We start from the raw sequence: 16,756 nt of genomic DNA on the forward strand, positions 1-16,756 counted from the left end.
GACACAGCCTAGCCGCCAACCAGGCTGATCATCACGCCCGCCGCCACGGCCGAGCCGATGACACCGGCGACGTTGGGACCCATCGCATGCATCAGCAGATAGTTGCTGGGGTTGGCCTCCAGACCCAGGCGGTTGCTGACCCGGGCCGCCATCGGCACCGCAGAAACGCCGGCGGAACCGATCAGCGGATTGAGGGGATGACTGCCAAACCGGTTCATCAGCTTCGCGATCAGCACGCCGGAGGCCGTACCAATGGCGAACGCGAGCACGCCGAGCAACATGATGCCCAGGGTCTCGATATCCAGAAACTTGTCAGCGACCAGTTTGGACCCCACCGACAGACCGAGGAAGATGGTCGTGATGTTGATCAGCGCGTTCTGCGCAGCATCGCTCAGGCGCTTCACCACACCACACTCTTTCATCAGGTTGCCGAAACAGAACATGCCGAGCAGCGGCGCCGCCGCCGGCAGCAGAAGCGCAACCAGAATGAGCAGCATGAGGGGAAACACGATTTTCTCCCGCTGTGATACCTGGCGCAGCTGTGTCATGACGATTTCGCGCTCCGCCTGGGTGGTGAGCGCGCGCATGATCGGCGGCTGGATCAGGGGTACCAGTGCCATGTAGGAATAGGCTGCCACAGCGATCGGTCCGAGCAGATCCGGTGCCAGCAGGCTGGCGACGTAGATCGCCGTGGGACCATCAGCGCCGCCGATAATGCCGATGGCGGCGGCGTCCGCAAGCGTGAAATCCATCACTCCCAGGGTACTCAGGCCGACGGCCCCGAGCACGGTCGCGAAAATACCGAATTGCGCGGCAGCGCCCAGAAAGAGCGTGCGTGGATTGGCCAGCAGCGGACCGAAATCGGTCATCGCACCCACCCCCATGAAAATCACCAGGGGCGCTACGCCACTGGCAATCGCCACGCGGTAAAATGTGTACAACATGCCATCACTGAAACCCGCAGCTTCTGCCGCGCTCTGGGCTGCGAGTTGCAGCGCAGGCGCGGCGAGACCAAGCGCGCGCAGCAGTGATTCTGCGTCGACGGCTGCCGATTGCCCCAACAGCCGCGCCATCTCCGCGAGCACAACCGGGTCCGTGCTGTGCAGCGCATTTTCCGCCGCGGAATACGCGAGGCCGGCGCCGGGGATATTGGCGAGCACACCGCCAAAGCCGATCGGTACCAGCAACAGCGGCTCGAACTGCTTGCGAATGGCCAGGAACAGCAAGAGCAAGCCAATGCCTATCATCACCACCTGACCCACCTGGAAATGAGCCAGTCCGGTGGAGTCCCACAGACGCAACAGGTTCTCCATCGGCGTCAGGCCAGGGTGATCAGTGTGTCGCCAACCGCAACGACATCGCCGGCCTTGACGTCAACACTCGCGACCGTGCCGTCCTGCGGTGCACGCACTTCGGTCTCCATCTTCATGGCCTCCAGCAGCACGATGACCTGACCCGCGGTGACCCGGTCACCCACCTGCACACTCACCTTGAAGATGTTACCGGCCAACGGCGCCGGCACCGGGGCGCTGCCTGACGCGGCGGCTGGTTCGGCCGCAGGCCGGCCGGCGGATGCCGGCGTCGCTGATTCACGCACACGCTCCAGCTCGCCACCGGCACTGACTTCTACCACGTAGGATTGCCCATTGACACGCACCGTGTACACGCCCGCGTCTGCCGCAGCGGCACCAGAGGCTGATGGCTCTTTTCCCTTCTCCCTGGGTGACGGCTCTTCCCCCTGCGCCGGGGGCGCTGTGCCCGGCGCGGGTTCGAAGGCCGCAGGATCGCCGCGGTGTTCGAGGAAGCGCAGGCCAATCTGGGGAAACAGGGCATAGGTCAGAACGTCGTCAACGGCCTGCTCGCCGCTCGCGAGGGTGATGCCCTTCTCCTCCGCCAGGGCGCGCAACTCGGCAGACAATGCATCCAGTTCCGGCTCCAGCAGATCCGCAGGACGGCAGGTGATCACCTCCTTGCCCTCAAGAACCCGCTGCTGCAGTGCAGCGTTGACCGCTGCCGGGGTGGCGCCGTATTCGCCCTTGAGCACACCGGCCGTTTCGCGCGATATGGACTTGTAGCGCTCGCCGGTGAGGACATTGAGCACGGCCTGGGTGCCCACAATCTGCGAGGTGGGCGTGACCAGCGGAATGAAGCCCAGGTCCTCGCGCACTTTGGGTATCTCCTCCAGCACTTCGTCCATGCGATCCAGCGCGCCCTGTTCCCGCAGCTGGTTTTCCATGTTGGTCAGCATGCCACCCGGAACCTGGGCCACGAGAATGCGCGCATCCACGCCGCGCAGCGACCCCTCAAAAGCGGCGTACTTCTTGCGCACGCCGCGAAAGTAGTTGGCGATGTCCGCCAGCTTTTCCAGGTCGAGGCCGGTATCCCGCTCGGTACCCTGCAGTATCGCGACAACCGACTCGGTGGGCGAGTGCCCGTAGGTCATCGACATCGACGAGATCGAGGTATCCACGTTGTCGATGCCCGCCTCCACGCATTTCAATATGGTCGCAGTCGACAGCCCGGTGGTGGCGTGACACTGCATGTGAATGGGTATCGCGCAGCTTTGCTTGAGCCGGCGCACCAGTTCGTAGCCGGTGTAGGGGCGCAACAGCCCCGCCATGTCCTTGATGGCAATGGAGTCGGCGCCCATATCCTCGATGCGCTTGCCCTGGTCGACCCAGGCCTCCAGCGTGTGCACAGGGCTCAGCGTGTAGGAAATGGTGCCCTGGGCATGGCGTTCGACAGCCTTGACCGCCTTCAGCGCCACCTCGATGTTGCGCATGTCATTCATGGCGTCGAACACGCGGAACACATCCACACCGTTGACGGCGGCCCGCTCCACGAAGCGCTCCACGACGTCATCGGCGTAGTGCCTGTAGCCGAGAATGTTCTGGCCACGCAGCAGCATTTGCTGGCGCGTGTTGGGCATGGCTTTTTTGAATTCGCGAATGCGCTCCCAGGGATCCTCTCCCAGGTAACGGATACAGGCATCGAACGTCGCCCCACCCCAGGTTTCCACAGACCAGAAACCGACGGTGTCCATCTCCGCTGCGACCGGCAACATGTCCTCCAGGCGTACCCGCGTCGCCAGCAGTGACTGGTTGCCATCGCGCAGAACCACGTCGGTGATGCCCAAAGGGCGTTTATTCTCAGCCATGCGGTGTCTCTCCTGGGAAAGCCTCAGCCGGTGCGGCGGCGTTGGCGGTGTTGATGCACAGCGGCAGTGATGACCGCAATCCGCTCTGCATCCAGTGGCTGTGCGTCAGACGCCACCGGGCCGGACACAGTTTGGCCCTGCCGGTCGGGCACTGACGGTGCGGGTTGCGGAAAAAAACGTAGAATCACGCGCGATGCGAGCCCGATGACCACAACCAGCAAGGAGAGAAAAATCACCACGGCGCTGACACCGAACAGCATCAACTCCACACCCTGCATAAAAAGCTCGTCTTCGCGCACACTCGCTTCCAGCGTTCAATGACGGTCGCATCATAAATCATCTTGCCGGTGAGGCGCCAACGTGCAATACGCCGGGTCGACACCACGAACGGGCTTAACCGTCGGTGGCGGCAGCGCTATACTACCCCGTTAACCGGAGACTTGATGTGCGACTGATTCTCGCCCCCATGGAAGGCGTTATCGACGCCGGCATGCGCGCCCTGCTGACGCAAATCGGTGGACTTGACCGCTGCGTCACTGAATTCGTGCGGGTCAGCGACCGCCTGCTGCCGCCCCGGGTCTTCCATCGCCTCTGCCCGGAACTGCGCCAGGGCGGCAGGACTCCGGCAGGAGTACCGGTTTTCCTGCAGTTGCTGGGTGGACAGGCGCAGCCGATGGCAGACAACGCGGTACGGGCCGCGGAACTCGGCGCTCCGGGTATCGACATCAACTTCGGCTGCCCGGCAAAAACCGTCAACCGCTCTGACGGCGGCGCCGTGCTACTGCGGGAACCGCTGCGCGTGGGCTCCATTGCAGCGGCCGTGCGCCGGGCGGTACCCGCCAACATCCCGGTCACGGCCAAGATTCGGCTGGGCTTCGAAGACCGGTCGCCGTTTCTCGATAATGTTCGCGCGCTGGCCGATGCGGGGGTGGACGAACTCGCCATTCACGCGCGCACCCGCAGCGATGGTTACAAACCGCCCGCCTGGTGGGACGAGATTGCACGGGCGGTTGAACTGGTGGATTTCCCGGTCATCGCCAACGGCGAAATCTGGAGCCCGGACGACAGCCATCGCGCGCGCGCGGCGAGCCGCTGCGAGGACCTCATGCTGGGTCGGGGCGTGCTCTGTCGACCCGATCTGCCTCGTCTGGTGCGTGCCGCCGCCAATGGCGTCGACACCCCGGCACTGGACTGGCTGGATATCGCCGAACTGCTGCAGGGCTTCGCTCAGCAGAAGCGCCTGGAGTGCGCGGAACGGCACGCTGCGGGGCCGGTCAAGCAATGGCTGGGTTACCTTCGTCACTATTACCCGCAGGCGGCGGCACTGTTTGCCGATATCAAACGGCTGAACGACCCGCAGACGATCTGCACCGTCATCCGCAACCACACGCCAGCCCGCGTCCAGGCGCGTGCCGTCGCCGCCTGAGGCGGCCTCCTTCAGGAGCAGGTTTAACGTATGTCCAACACCGCTTTCATCACCGGCGCCACCTCCGGCTTTGGCCGCGCCTGTGCGCGTCGCTTCGCCGAGGCAGGCTGGAACCTTGTTCTCTGCGGCCGCCGTCTAGAGCGCCTGGACGCACTGCAGGCTGAACTCGAAACGCGGTGTGCCGTGCACAGCGTGTGCCTCGATGTTCGGGAGACCCCTGCGGTGCAGGCGGCGGTGGCGGCGCTGCCCGAGCCCTTCAGCGATGTGCATGTCCTGGTCAACAATGCGGGGCTTGCGTTGGGCACTGCGCCGGCCCAGGACTGCGATCTGGAGCAGTGGCACCGGATGATCGACACCAACATCAAGGGGCTGACTACGGTAACTCATGCCCTGCTGCCACGACTGGTAGCACGCGGCAGAGGCACCAGCATCATCAATATCGGCTCTGTCGCCGGTCACTGGCCCTACCCCGGTGGCAATGTGTATTGCGGCAGCAAGGCCTTCGTGGAACAGTTCTCACTGGCGTTGCGCAGCGACCTGCAGGGCAGCGGCGTGCGCGTCAGCTGCCTGGCACCGGGGCTCTCGGAGAGCGAATTCACACTGGTGCGCACCGGCGGCGACCAGGCTGCCTATGACGCGTTGTACGCGGGCGCCGACCCGATACAACCGGAGGACATTGCCGAGACTGTGTTCTGGCTGGCATCACTCCCGCCGCACCTCAATGTCAACGCACTGGAACTGATGCCCGTGAGTCAGTCGTGGTCTCCATTTACGATCACGCGCCGCTGATTTGATCTGCATCAAGCTCGGGTGGCGATACACTTGCCCGCGCCCGCAGGTGCCCCCACTATGGTTCTCATACAGAACACAGTGAGGAACGACCATGCCGCCTGTATCCACCTACCGGGCAGTCCCTGCGACTGGACTCCTGCTCGCCGCGCTCATGCTGATTCCCTGTGCCGGTGCGGAACCCCTGCGCGATCGCGCCAATGATCTGTTCAATCCGATTCCCGTAGCCGGGGACCCGGCCACCCGGTCGGTGAACGAAGATCAGGCTGAATTGGGCAAGATGCTGTTCTTCGAGCCGAGACTTTCAGCGAGTCACCTGATCAGCTGCAACACCTGCCACAATGTGGGGTTCGGCGGCCACGACTATCTACCCACATCCATTGGGCATGGCTGGCAGCGTGGGCCACGTAACTCGCCCACCGTATTCAATGCGGTCTTCAACGCCGCCCAGTTCTGGGACGGCCGCGCTGCCGACCTTGCAGAACAGGCCAAGGGCCCGGTGCAGGCGAGCGTCGAGATGAGCAGCACACCCGAGCGAGTCACCGCCACGCTGAACAGCATGCCGGCCTACGTTGATCGCTTCCGCACGGCCTTTCCCGGCGAACCGGACCCGGTCAGCTTCGAGAACATGGCGCTGGCCATCGAGGCCTTCGAAACCACGCTGACCACGCCCGGCTCGGCGTTCGACCAGTACCTGCTGGGCGACGATGCGGCACTGAGCGATGAGCAGAAAAACGGCCTGGCGCTGTTTATGGACAAGGGCTGTGCTGCCTGCCACACCGGGGTGAACTTCGGCGGACAGCACTATTTCCCCTTCGGTCTCATTGCGAAACCCGGCGCCGACATTCTGCCGGTGGGCGACAAGGGGCGCTTCGCCGTCACCCGCACCGCATCGGATGAATATGTCTTCCGCGCGGCACCGCTGCGCAACGTTGCGCTGACCGCCCCCTACTTTCACTCCGGCGCGGTCTGGAGCCTGGAGGAAGCCGTGGCGATCATGGGTCGCTCGCAACTGGGGGCGGAGCTGAACGCGCAGGAGATCCGTCAGATAACGGCCTTCCTGGAGTCGCTGAGCGGCGAACCGCCCCGAGTCAGCTACCCGCTGCTACCGCCCAGCACCGCAGAAACGCCGAAACCCGACCTGCTGTGGCAAGCCGGCGGCGGACACTGACCTACTCCGCCAGCGAGGCCTCGCGCGCCGCCTTGAACTCCACCCCATCGCGCCACTCGGGGAAATCGCGGTTGGAGGCCAGTTCCCGACCCATCTCCAGCAGCAGCAGGACTTCCTGGGCGGCACCGCTCAGATCCCAGGCGGGGTCATACTCGTCGGAAGGCTTGTGGTAGTGATTGGCAACGTAATCGCGCAAACGGGCATCGCCCCAGGCCTTGCCGTGCTCGACGCTGTCTGTGGCATTGGTGAGATAGAGTGCCGGAATACCCACCTGCGCGAGTGAGAAATGATCGGAGCGGTAGTAGGAACCCTTTTCCGGATAGGGCTCCTGCACCACAACCCGACCCTGTCGCTGGGCGGCGCGTAGCAGGTAATCCTCCAACTCGCTGTTGCCATACCCCACCACCGCCACATCACGGGTACGCCCGAGATTCCCGGCGGCGATGTTGTCCATATTGAAGTTGGCAACGGTTTTCTCAGGTGGGAACAGGGGATTCTGCGCGTAATACTTTGAACCCAGGAGTCCCGACTCTTCTGCCGTCACCGCGAGGAACAGCAGGGAGCGCTCGGGCCGGGCCCCCTCCTGGCGGAACTGCCGCGCCAGCGCGAGCAGCCCCGCCACACCCGACGCGTTGTCACTGGCGCCGTTGTAGATATTGTCACCGTCATCGGCGGGCCGCACACCCAGATGATCCCAGTGCGCGGTGTAGATAATCACCTCGTCGGGGTGGCTGGAACCCGGAATCAATGCCGCAACATTATGGGACATGCGATCGGCGAGGGTATTGTTCAGCGTGACCGAGGCGGTCAACGCGGGCAAGGGCAGCGCCCGGAAGCCAACCCTGGCTGCAGCAGCCTTGTCTTGCACATAGTCGCGACCCGCCGCGGCGAACAATGCCTGCGCCTGCTCCAGGGGAATCCAGCCCTCCACTGCCAGCTTGTCGCGGTGACGATTTTCCGCGGTAAGGCCGATCTTGGCGCCCGACCAGCTGTTGCGCACCACCTCCCAGGGGTAGGCGGCGGCATCGGTTTCATGCACGATCAGGGCGGCCGCAGCGCCCTGCCGCGCCGCCTCTGCGTATTTATAGTCCCAGCGGCCGTAGTAGGTCATGGCATTGCCGTTGAACAGGGTCGGGTCCTGGGTTGCGAAGCCCGGGTCATTGATCAGTATGACCACCGTTTTTCCCCGCACATCAATATCGGCGTAATCGTTCCAGCCACGCTCTGGCGCATTGATACCGTAGCCAACAAACACCAGCTCGGAGTTTTCGATACCGGTGGTGGCCACCTGCTGCTGCGTGGCCACCATCATCTGCTCGCCATAGGACCAGTCGGCGTTGAAATCGTCACCGCGTATCGCCAGTACCGCTGCAGGATCTGTGGTCACTGCCGTGATGGCGACCTCCTGCAGCCAGCTGTCACCGTTGCCCGGCATTGCCCCGAGCGCGGCAAAGTGCTCGACCAGCCAGTCGATGGTCATCTCCTCGCCGGGTGTACCGGGCTCTCGCCCGGCATAGGCATCCTGTGCCAGCTCAGCGATATGGAAGTGCAGGTCCTTCTGAACCTGCTCATCGACGGTGAGCGCTGCAGCGCTGTACGACCAGGCAAGACAGGCGCTCAAGCCACACACGGCGGCCACGGAAGCGAGTGGTGATGTCATGAAAGCTCCGGGAATTGACACAGAAAGCGGAAAGCATAGTCGCTTTGCGCAGAGCATGCACTAAGGTAGTCGCATCGGCACCACCGACTGCGCTCGAGGGGCTGCGCAAACCACCAACAGGAGTGGTATTCTCCTGTCACACACGCAAGCCAATGCCTCTCGCCAGCAGGAACCCGTGGAATGACAATAACAGTGACGCCCACCTCCGCAGATGACACCGCCTTTTTCGGGCACCCCCGCGGGCTGTACGTCTGTTTCGCCACCGAGCTGTGGGAGCGCTTCTCGTTCTACGGCATGAAATATCTCCTGCTGCTCTACCTCACCAAGTATCATCTGTTCTCGGATGCCAACGGCCTTGAAGTACTTGGGGGCTATGCGGCGCTGGTCTATGCCATGCCAGTGATCGGCGGGCTGCTGGCCGACCGCTACCTGGGCATGCGCAAATCGGTGGTCTTCGGAGGCCTGTTACTGGTGCTCGGCCATCTAGGTATGGCCTTTGAGGGCGAACAGGCACGGCTGGTGGGTGAAACGGTCGTTCGCGACGACCGGGCGCTGCAGGTCTTTTACTTTTCCCTGGCCCTGATTGTGGTCGGTGTGGGTTTCCTCAAGCCGAACATTTCGACCCTTGTCGGCCGCCTCTACGCCATTGATGATCCGCGCCGGGACGCCGGTTTTACCATTTTTTACATGGGCATCAACCTCGGCGCACTCACGGCGACGCTCGTGTGTGGTTATCTGGGCGTAACCTATGGCTGGGGCTACGGATTCGGCGTCGCCGGTATCGGTATGCTGTTCGGTCTGGTGACTTTCCTGCACGGTCAGAAACACCTGCGGGGTTATGCCGAACCACCGGTGCCTGAACGTCTCCAGGAACGTGTTCTGCCCGGCGTGAACAAGGAGTGGGCCATCTACCTGGGCGCGGGCAGCGGCGTCGTTGCGGCCTGGCAGATGCTGCAGTTCCACGGCGCGGTGGGTGTGTTACTCAACGTGCTCGCGGTCATTGTGCTGCTGGGCCTGGCCTGGTTTATCGCGTATCGCTGCCAACCCGTAGAGCGCAGCCGCATGCTGGTACTGGTTGCGCTGACCATCTGCAGCGTCGTGTTCTGGTCACTGTTCGAGCAAAGCGCCGCCTCGATGACGCTGTACGCCGACCGTGTCATGGATCGCACTGTCTTCGGCATCAACTTCACCGCTTCCCAGTTCGGCTTTTTCAATTCGTTCTTTATTTTCATGCTGGCGCCGGTTTTCGCCTGGCTGTGGACTGTGATGGGACGGCGCGGCATTGAACCCTCTACGCCGGTGAAGTTCGGCCTCGGCGTCGGGTTCGCCGGCCTCGGATTTGGTGCCCTGGTGGTAGGCGCTGCCTCCCCGAATGAGGCCGGCCTGGTCATCGGTTACTGGATGGTGCTGGCCTATCTGCTGCACACTGCCGGCGAGCTCTGCCTGTCGCCGGTCGGCCTGTCGGCAGTGACCAAACTGTCGGTGCCCGGCGTTGTAGGTGTCATGATGGGCGCCTGGTTCCTCGCCACCGCTTACTCACAACACGTAGCAGCACAGCTTTCGAAACTCGCCGCTCTGGACCTGCAGGCGGGTGTGGGTGACGTGGCAACGGCGCTGGCGGCTTACACGGAGCTGTTTACCACGCTGTTCTACGTTGGCATCGGCGTGGCGGTGGTGCAGTTTCTGCTGGCACCGCTGCTGAGAAAAATGATGCACGGCATTCACTGAGGCCTACACAGGACATGACCCCATGACAAACGCGCAACGCGAGTTCGACATCATTCTCTGGGGAGCGACGGGTTTTACGGGACAGCTGGTGGCGGAATACCTTGCCACCACCTGCGGCGGCGACGGAACCCTGCGCTGGGCACTGGGTGGTCGCAGCGAGGCGAAACTGCGAGCCGTACAACAGTCCCTGCTGGACTGCACCGGCGGCGCAGAAATCCCGCTGGTTGTGGCAGACAGCGGTGATGAGCGGAGCCTGAATGCGATGGTTGCCCGCAGCCGGGTCATCTGCAGTACCGTGGGGCCCTACGCCCGCTACGGGACAGCGCTGGTGGCCAGCTGCGCCGAAAGCGGCACACACTACTGTGACCTCACGGGTGAGGTTCAGTGGATGGCGCGCGTCATACCGACCTATCAGGCCGCGGCCGCTGCCAGTGGGGCACGCATTGTTCACAGTTGCGGCTTCGACTCGATACCCTCGGACATGGGCACCTGGTTCCTGCAACGCCAGATGCTTGCGCAGCACGGTGTGCCTGCATGCCACGTGAAGTCCCGCGTCGGCCGCAACCGCGGTACGGCCAGTGGCGGCACCGTGGCCAGCATGCTCACAGTGCTTGACGAAGCGCGCCGGGACAAAAGCGTGCGGGCCCTGTTGGCTGACCCCTACTCTCTCTGCCCTGCCGGCACCACGGGCCCGGATGAGCGCGACCAGACGGTGGCGCGCTATGACCCCGACTTCCAGCGCTGGACCTGCCCTTTCATCATGGCCGCCATCAATGGGCGCGTTGTGCGCCGCAGCCACTACCTGCTGGGCAAACCCTGGGGCGACGATTTCCGTTTTGACGAGGCACAGCTCTGCAGCTCGCGCGCGCAGGCTCTGCGCAACACCCTCGCCATGGGTGGCGTGATGCTCGGCCTGTCGACCGCGCCCGGCCGTAAACTGCTGCAGCGGTTCCTGCCGAAACCGGGAGAGGGCCCAGATCGGGCACAGCGCGAAGCCGGTCACTACGAGCTGTTCTTCCACGGTGTGCACCCGCAGGACAGCAACTGTGACCTGCGGGTTCGCGTCGCCGGCACGCTCGACCCGGGCTATGGCTCTACTGCCCGCATGCTCGCCGAGTCTGCGCTAAGCCTCGCGGAGGATCCCCTGACCTGTGCGGGCGGTTTCTGGACACCCGCCTCTGCGCTGGGCGAACATCTGCTGGAGCGGCTGATCTCACGCGCCGGACTCACCTTCGAAGAGGTGGCCATCGCCTAGCCCGCACACCCCGAATCCTGTAGCAGGGCTGGAGACCAAACATTGCCTGAGAGACCTCAACCGCTGGGATCCAATACTGGTGTGAAGCGCTTTAACCTCACCTTCTCGGGGGAAATTCTACCCGGCACGGACCCCGCCACCGCGCGCAGGCACTTTGGCCAACTTTTCCAGATACGCGACCCGGCGCGTGTCGAGCGCTTCTTCAGCGGTGACACGGTCACTCTGCGGCGCAGCCTTGAGCAGAAGGCAGCGGCCGCGTGGTTCGTGCGGATGCGCGGTCTCGGCCTGCAGGCACACCTCGAAGCGGTCCCTCAGGCGCACGCTGCCACCGCGGCCGCGCCGGGTCACCGTCGGCCGATACGGACCCCGGCCTCACCCGGCCATGCGCGCTGGGGCCCCAATCCCTATACACTCAAGCCCTATCGGGCACCCGCCCCCGCAGCAGAGCGTGCCCGGCAGGCGGCGCGGCGCGCACACGTCGCACTCGCCGTCGCATTGCTTACGCTCTGCCTGCTGTTTGCACTGGACGCCCTGGAACAACTGCTGCCACCGCCGCCGGCGCTGCCCACTCTGCAGGCCGCAGCCACCAGTGAATCCGGTGAGCTGATGCTGGCAACGTCCAGGCTGCTACTGCACCATGACCGGTCAGGTGCACAGCTGGGTGTTATCAGTGCCACGGAACTGGGTCTCACTGCACCCGTTGAAAAACTGCTTTGGCTGAACAGCGAACGCTTGCTGGTTCGGGTTGCAACCACCGAGGGCGGCAACCTGTATCGCTGCACGATCGCGGACAAACAGTGTCGGGCCTTTGCCGGTGACCAGGGCCACTGGCGGGCGGATGCCATGGTACGCGTGCCCAACAGCCGTCACCTGGTGCTCGCCGACAGCGTCGGCGGCAGGCTTTGGCGGGTCGATGGCGTCGGCAATACCATCGCCGAAGGAAAGGCGTCGCTGCCGGCAAACCCGACCTTGCGTATTCACGACGGACTCCTGCTCAGCAGTAGCGCCGCCGGCCCCGCGCTGAGCGTGTTCCGCTACGAGCCCAGCGCATTCGCCCAGCAATTGGATGAACTTCTGCTGTTGCCGGAAGCCGCGCTGGCAGCAGAGCTCGACAGGGTTCAGGATTTCGCCCGCGCAGGCTCTTTCTGGTGGGTGGTACTGGAGAACGCCGGCAGCGGCCAGCGCGGCGTGTTCCGCTTCGACAGCCAGTGGAACGCACTACCCCCCGTCCTCCCGCCCTCGGCGGCTGCGTCGATGACGCTGGTGCCCTGGGGGGACCGCATGCTGCTTTTGCGCGCCGGCGACAACGCGCTGCTGCGATTCGCTGCCGATGGCGCCGCAGGTAAGGTGCTGCAGTCTCAGGCGCTGACCGAGCGAGCGGCACAGCGCGGCCGGGCGTTGCAGCTGCGAGTCACGGCGCTGCACAGCGGGCGGGGCCTGTTGCTGGTGCTCAGCGCACTGGCGGCCTGTTTTGGCCTCTGGCAGTACGGCCGACAGCGGGTATTTGCTGCTGAGCGCGGCCGCCATGCGCCGCTGCTCGGGCCGCGCATCAACGAGGTAGAGTGGTTGAAACCCATGGACGCAGCGCAACGCGGCACGCTACGCCGCGCGCGGACCCGTGGGTACATCGGCCTGCTAGGGCCCCTGCTTGTACTCGTTGATCACCGCGGCGTCTACCATGCGGGCAACGGCATGCAGATTCAGCGACACCCCCGCTTCCTGCGCATCGAGGGGGTGCAGGTCGACATCGGCAGCCGCCATCGACCGGCATTCGATACTACGCGCTGGGGAGCGGTCGAGTCGCTACTCTCTGGCAGCAGCCGCAGTGACATGACTGCGGTGCTGATCACGATGCTGGAGTCCCGGCAGCCGCTGGCGCTGGCGGTCAGCGCCGCTCTGGTACTGTTGTTGACGGCGGGCATGCTGATGCTTCTGGCCTGATCAACCGATATCCCGCGCGGCGCCATAAGCACAAATTCGTTATACTCGGCGTTCGCCAACGCCCGGAACGACCGCCGCCCAAGGCGACAAGGAGCACGCGCCCCGAATGGACAAGCCACACCCGAAACGCAAGCGCAGCCGGCAGAGACGGGACGTCGCCTTGATGGTCACCTGCCTCGCGGATCTGATGCGCCCATCGGTCGGCTTCTCGGCAATACGACTGCTGGAACGCGCGGGCTGCCGCGTCACCGTGCCAGAGCAGCAAACCTGCTGTGGCCAACCTGCCTACAACAGCGGTGAAGTCGATGCGGCGGTGCCGGTTGCACGTGCCGTCATCGAAGCCTTCGAGCCTTTTGACTACGTCGTCGTACCCTCCGGCTCCTGCGCAGGCATGCTCAGCCACCACTACCCGGCGCTGTTTGAGGGGGAGTGGCACCAGCGCGCCCTGGCGCTGTCCGCAAAAACCTGGGAGCTGACGCGTTTCCTGACTGAAGTGGCGCGGCTGCCCGCGCCGCGGCACAAGCCACTGGAGAGTGCCGTCACCTACCACGACAGCTGCGCCGGTCTGCGCGAGCTCGGTGTGCACCAGCAACCGCGGCAGCTACTACAGGAGCAATGTGGTGTGCAGGTGAGTGAGCTGAGCCAGAACCAGGTCTGCTGCGGTTTTGGCGGCACCTTCTGCGCGCGCATGCCCGAAATTTCCGCGAAGATGGCCGATGACAAGCTGGACAATGCGGTCGCTTCCGGGGCGACTATAGTGGCCGCCGGCGATCTGGGCTGTCTGCTGCACCTTTCCGGCCGCGCCCGCCGTCGAGGCCTCAAGCTGGAGTTCCGGCATGTTGCCGAGTTGCTCGCCGGTGATCCTCGCGGCCCCGGCATCGGAGAGGGTCGGGAATGAAGCTCGCCAGCAATGAGTTCCTGCAGGCCTCAAGTGCTGCCCTGTTGGAGGAAGACAAAGCACAGCGGCGCTCGCTCATCGGTCAGTTCCTGCCCCTGGCGCGGGACGCAGCCGCCAGTGCCTATGGCGATTTCGACGCCCTGCGCGCACACATGAAACGGGTGCGGCGTCACACCATGACTCATCTCAGTCATTATCTGGAGCAGTTTGAGGAGGCAGCCGTACAGCACGGCAACCAGGTGCACTTTGTCGCCAACGCAGAGCAACTCAACAGCAAGGTGCTCTCGATCTGCCAGGCGCACAACGCCCGACGCGTGGCCAAAGGCAAATCGATGGTCACAGAGGAAACCGGCCTCAACGAACTCCTGCTCAAGGCAGGGCTGGACGTGCTGGAAACTGACCTGGGTGAGTACATCATCCAGCAGGCGGGCGAGACGCCCAGTCACATCGTCGGACCGGCACTGCACAAATCGCTGGCGGAAATCCGCCAGCTGTTCCTCGACAAACACAAGCTGGGAGACCGCGACCTCGAGACGGTAAGCGAAGTCGTTGAAGAAGCGCGGGGAGTGTTGCGCGAGCAGTTTCTCGCTGCAGACGTCGGCATTATCGGGGCCAACGCACTGATCGCCGAGCACGGCACCAGCATGCTGGTCACCAACGAGGGTAACGGCGATCTCTGCGCCAACCTGCCGCCGGTGTTGATCGTCTGCACAACCTTCGAGCGCGTACTGCCTCGCGCCGAAGATGCCATGGCACTGCAGCGCCTGCTGGTGCGCTCCGCTACAGGACAGCCACAGACCTGCTATACCAGCTTTTACACGGGCCCGCGCCGAGAGGACGATGTGGATGGCCCTCTGGAAACCCATATCATCCTGCTGGACAACAGGCGCAGCGATATCCTCGCCAGCGACTACAGTGAAATGCTTGACTGCATTCGCTGTGGCGCCTGCCTCAACCACTGTCCCATTTACATTGGCGTCGGTGGACACGCTTACGGCTGGGTCTATCCCGGCCCGATGGGTTCGGTGTTGACGCCGCTGCTCACGTCACTGGAGCAGGCGCACCATCTGCCCAACGCCTGCACCAGCTGTGGCCGCTGCGCGGAGGTCTGTCCGGCGAATATTCCGCTGCCGGACCTGCTACGCGACCTGCGGCAGGACGAGAGCGTGCAGCAGTTGAAACCGGCCCGCTGGCGCAACGGGCTGCGGTTGCACGCGTGGTTGCTGCGCCATCCAGGCCTCTACCGCAGTCTCACCGGCTGGACTATAAGCGTGCTCGGCCTGCTGGGCAAACGCCGGGGCGCGTTTCGCCGCCTGCCCTTTGCGGGCGGCTGGACCGGCCAGCGCGACGTCCCGGCACCGGAAGGCGGAGGCACCTTTATGCGTCAGTATGCGGCACGCCGACACAGGGGAGGCAAACGTGGCTGAATCCGTCAGGGCTGAGCTGTTCGCCCGACTACGCGAACAGGAAACCGCCGTGGAGCCCGAGCAGATAGCGCTCGCGCTCGCTGCACTTGGCCACGCGGAGCCCGCGCGAACAACGCACGCTGACGTGCACACCGCGTTCCTGGCCAATGTGCTGGCCAACAAGGGCACCGTGGAACTGGCTCGGGATCGCGGTGCCGCGGTGCAGGCCATAGGGCGCTATCTCTACCGACGCTTTCGCACCCATAAACTCGTTGCAGGTAATGACCCGCGGCTGGCGGCGATGCCCTGGCGGGATGGTGGTGTACTGCCGCGATTCGGAGCGGCTGAAAACGGTGACTCGGCGGCATTGAGCTATGCCAGGTTGGGGGTTGCCGAGACCGGCGCCATCGTGACCTACACGGGCCGCGCCAACCCGGGGCGCAACAACCTGTTACCTGAAGATCACCTGGTCTTGATCAACCGGGAAGACGTTGTCGCGACCCTGGAAGATGCCTGGGCGAGAATACGTCATGACACGGCGGCAAGCGGCTGGCCACGCGGCATCCAGTTTATCGCCGGCCCTTCGAGCACTGCCGACGTGGAAGCGCAGCTGGTGATGGGCGCACACGGCCCCCGACGCTGGCATGTCATCCTTGTGGGCGACACACCAGCGGAAGTGTTGGCGCAAGCCAGTGAAGGTGTGCGGGCGCCTAGTTAGGCGTGAAGTTGAACTTCTGCCCACCCAGCGTGGCCTCGTACATCAAACCGCCTTTGGCAATGGTAAACACCGCCATACCCTTGCGATAGCCGAGGCTGGCAGTGGAGGCATCATTGCGACCGCCACTGACACCGGCGCTGACACCGCCACCGGTGCTCGCTTCCGCTGACACCCCTGCGGTAATGGCTACCGCCGTGGCCTGTGCACCGAATTCGAAGTTACCGCTGGTGAACTGCTCCAGAGCCGTGGCGTTCTCAAAGAAAATGATCTGGCTGAAGGCCTGTCCACCCAGCTGGAAGCCCACCGTGAGCTGGGTCATGGTCGCTTCACCGATCATTTCACCCTGCCGGTAGACCTGCCCCTTGCCGTGTGCGCCACCGATACCAATACCCCCCTTGCCGATGGTCGGAAACAGGGCGTAGCCGTAGGCTGCATCAAAGTAGGCGGCACTTTCGCCGGCACTGCGAAATGACGCCAGTGCCTCGGCGTAATTGTCGGCCCTGGCCAGAGGCGAGAGCGCCAGCGCAAGCAGAAGGTACAGGGCGGACACTACGTTGGTCTTATTCATGGACTGCCTCACATTTCTTGTTGGGAACCAGCCTGAACC

General features: G+C 64.0%; 14 protein-coding genes. 9 read left to right on the plus strand and 5 right to left on the minus strand.

Annotated elements, in window-relative coordinates; all coding sequences use genetic code 11:
• Nucleotides 1–8: 8 nt before the first annotated feature.
• The 3 genes from R3E49_RS05640 to R3E49_RS05650 are packed head-to-tail and all read right to left on the minus strand — an operon-like array spanning nt 9 to nt 3,456.
• Nucleotides 9–1,313, minus strand: a complete 1,305-nt coding sequence (locus R3E49_RS05640; RefSeq protein WP_371294140.1) for a sodium ion-translocating decarboxylase subunit beta — start codon at nt 1,311–1,313, stop codon at nt 9–11.
• Nucleotides 1,314–1,318: 5 nt separating this feature from the next.
• Nucleotides 1,319–3,157, minus strand: a complete 1,839-nt coding sequence (oadA, locus tag R3E49_RS05645; RefSeq protein WP_371294141.1) for a sodium-extruding oxaloacetate decarboxylase subunit alpha — start codon at nt 3,155–3,157, stop codon at nt 1,319–1,321.
• A gap of 23 nt (nt 3,158–3,180) precedes the next feature.
• Nucleotides 3,181–3,456, minus strand: a complete 276-nt coding sequence (locus R3E49_RS05650) for an OadG family protein (RefSeq protein WP_371294142.1) — start codon at nt 3,454–3,456, stop codon at nt 3,181–3,183.
• A 146-nt stretch (nt 3,457–3,602) separates the two neighbouring features.
• Between R3E49_RS05650 and R3E49_RS05655 the strand changes: the two genes are divergently transcribed.
• The 3 genes from R3E49_RS05655 (at nt 3,603) to R3E49_RS05665 (ending at nt 6,543) form a co-directional block, all read left to right on the plus strand.
• Nucleotides 3,603–4,583, plus strand: a complete 981-nt coding sequence (locus R3E49_RS05655) for a tRNA dihydrouridine synthase (protein WP_371294143.1) — start codon at nt 3,603–3,605, stop codon at nt 4,581–4,583.
• 30 nt (nt 4,584–4,613) lie between these two features.
• Nucleotides 4,614–5,372, plus strand: coding sequence for an SDR family oxidoreductase (locus tag R3E49_RS05660; protein ID WP_371294144.1), 759 nt, complete (start codon nt 4,614–4,616; stop codon nt 5,370–5,372).
• Between the two features lie 94 nt (nt 5,373–5,466).
• On the plus strand, nt 5,467–6,543 hold the full coding sequence (locus R3E49_RS05665; RefSeq protein WP_371294145.1) for a cytochrome-c peroxidase: 1,077 nt from the start codon (nt 5,467–5,469) through the stop codon (nt 6,541–6,543).
• A gap of 1 nt (nt 6,544) precedes the next feature.
• Here R3E49_RS05665 and R3E49_RS05670 read toward each other — a convergent pair whose 3' ends face one another.
• On the minus strand, nt 6,545–8,203 hold the full coding sequence (locus R3E49_RS05670) for a M28 family metallopeptidase (protein ID WP_371294146.1): 1,659 nt from the start codon (nt 8,201–8,203) through the stop codon (nt 6,545–6,547).
• A gap of 180 nt (nt 8,204–8,383) precedes the next feature.
• On the opposite strand from R3E49_RS05670, the gene R3E49_RS05675 reads away from it, so the two are divergent.
• The 6 genes from R3E49_RS05675 (at nt 8,384) to R3E49_RS05700 (ending at nt 16,149) form a co-directional block, all read left to right on the plus strand.
• Complete coding sequence (locus R3E49_RS05675; protein WP_371294147.1) at nt 8,384–9,931, plus strand: peptide MFS transporter; 1,548 nt, start codon at nt 8,384–8,386, stop codon at nt 9,929–9,931.
• Nucleotides 9,932–9,953: 22 nt separating this feature from the next.
• Nucleotides 9,954–11,186 carry a trans-acting enoyl reductase family protein gene (locus R3E49_RS05680; protein ID WP_371294148.1) on the plus strand — a complete coding sequence of 411 codons (1,233 nt, stop codon included), beginning with the start codon at nt 9,954–9,956 and terminating at the stop codon, nt 11,184–11,186.
• 81 nt (nt 11,187–11,267) lie between these two features.
• Entirely contained in the window at nt 11,268–13,127 is a 1,860-nt protein-coding gene (locus tag R3E49_RS05685; RefSeq protein ID WP_371294149.1) for a hypothetical protein, read from the plus strand.
• A gap of 106 nt (nt 13,128–13,233) precedes the next feature.
• The gene (locus R3E49_RS05690; protein WP_371294150.1) at nt 13,234–14,025 is read left to right on the plus strand and encodes a (Fe-S)-binding protein; all 792 of its coding nucleotides are present in this window, start codon (nt 13,234–13,236) and stop codon (nt 14,023–14,025) included.
• The gene (locus R3E49_RS05695; RefSeq protein ID WP_371294151.1) at nt 14,022–15,452 is read left to right on the plus strand and encodes a lactate utilization protein B; all 1,431 of its coding nucleotides are present in this window, start codon (nt 14,022–14,024) and stop codon (nt 15,450–15,452) included. Before R3E49_RS05690 ends, R3E49_RS05695 begins: the two co-directional genes overlap by 4 nt.
• Nucleotides 15,445–16,149 carry a lactate utilization protein C gene (locus R3E49_RS05700; RefSeq protein WP_371294152.1) on the plus strand — a complete coding sequence of 235 codons (705 nt, stop codon included), beginning with the start codon at nt 15,445–15,447 and terminating at the stop codon, nt 16,147–16,149. Before R3E49_RS05695 ends, R3E49_RS05700 begins: the two co-directional genes overlap by 8 nt.
• Here R3E49_RS05700 and R3E49_RS05705 read toward each other — a convergent pair.
• Entirely contained in the window at nt 16,142–16,717 is a 576-nt protein-coding gene (locus R3E49_RS05705) for a YSC84-related protein (protein WP_371294153.1), read from the minus strand. The two genes, R3E49_RS05700 and R3E49_RS05705, sit on opposite strands and share 8 nt — an antisense overlap.
• Nucleotides 16,718–16,756 lie beyond the last annotated feature (39 nt).

Source organism: Haliea sp., from assembly GCF_041395985.1.
Lineage (GTDB): Bacteria > Pseudomonadota > Gammaproteobacteria > Pseudomonadales > Halieaceae > Haliea.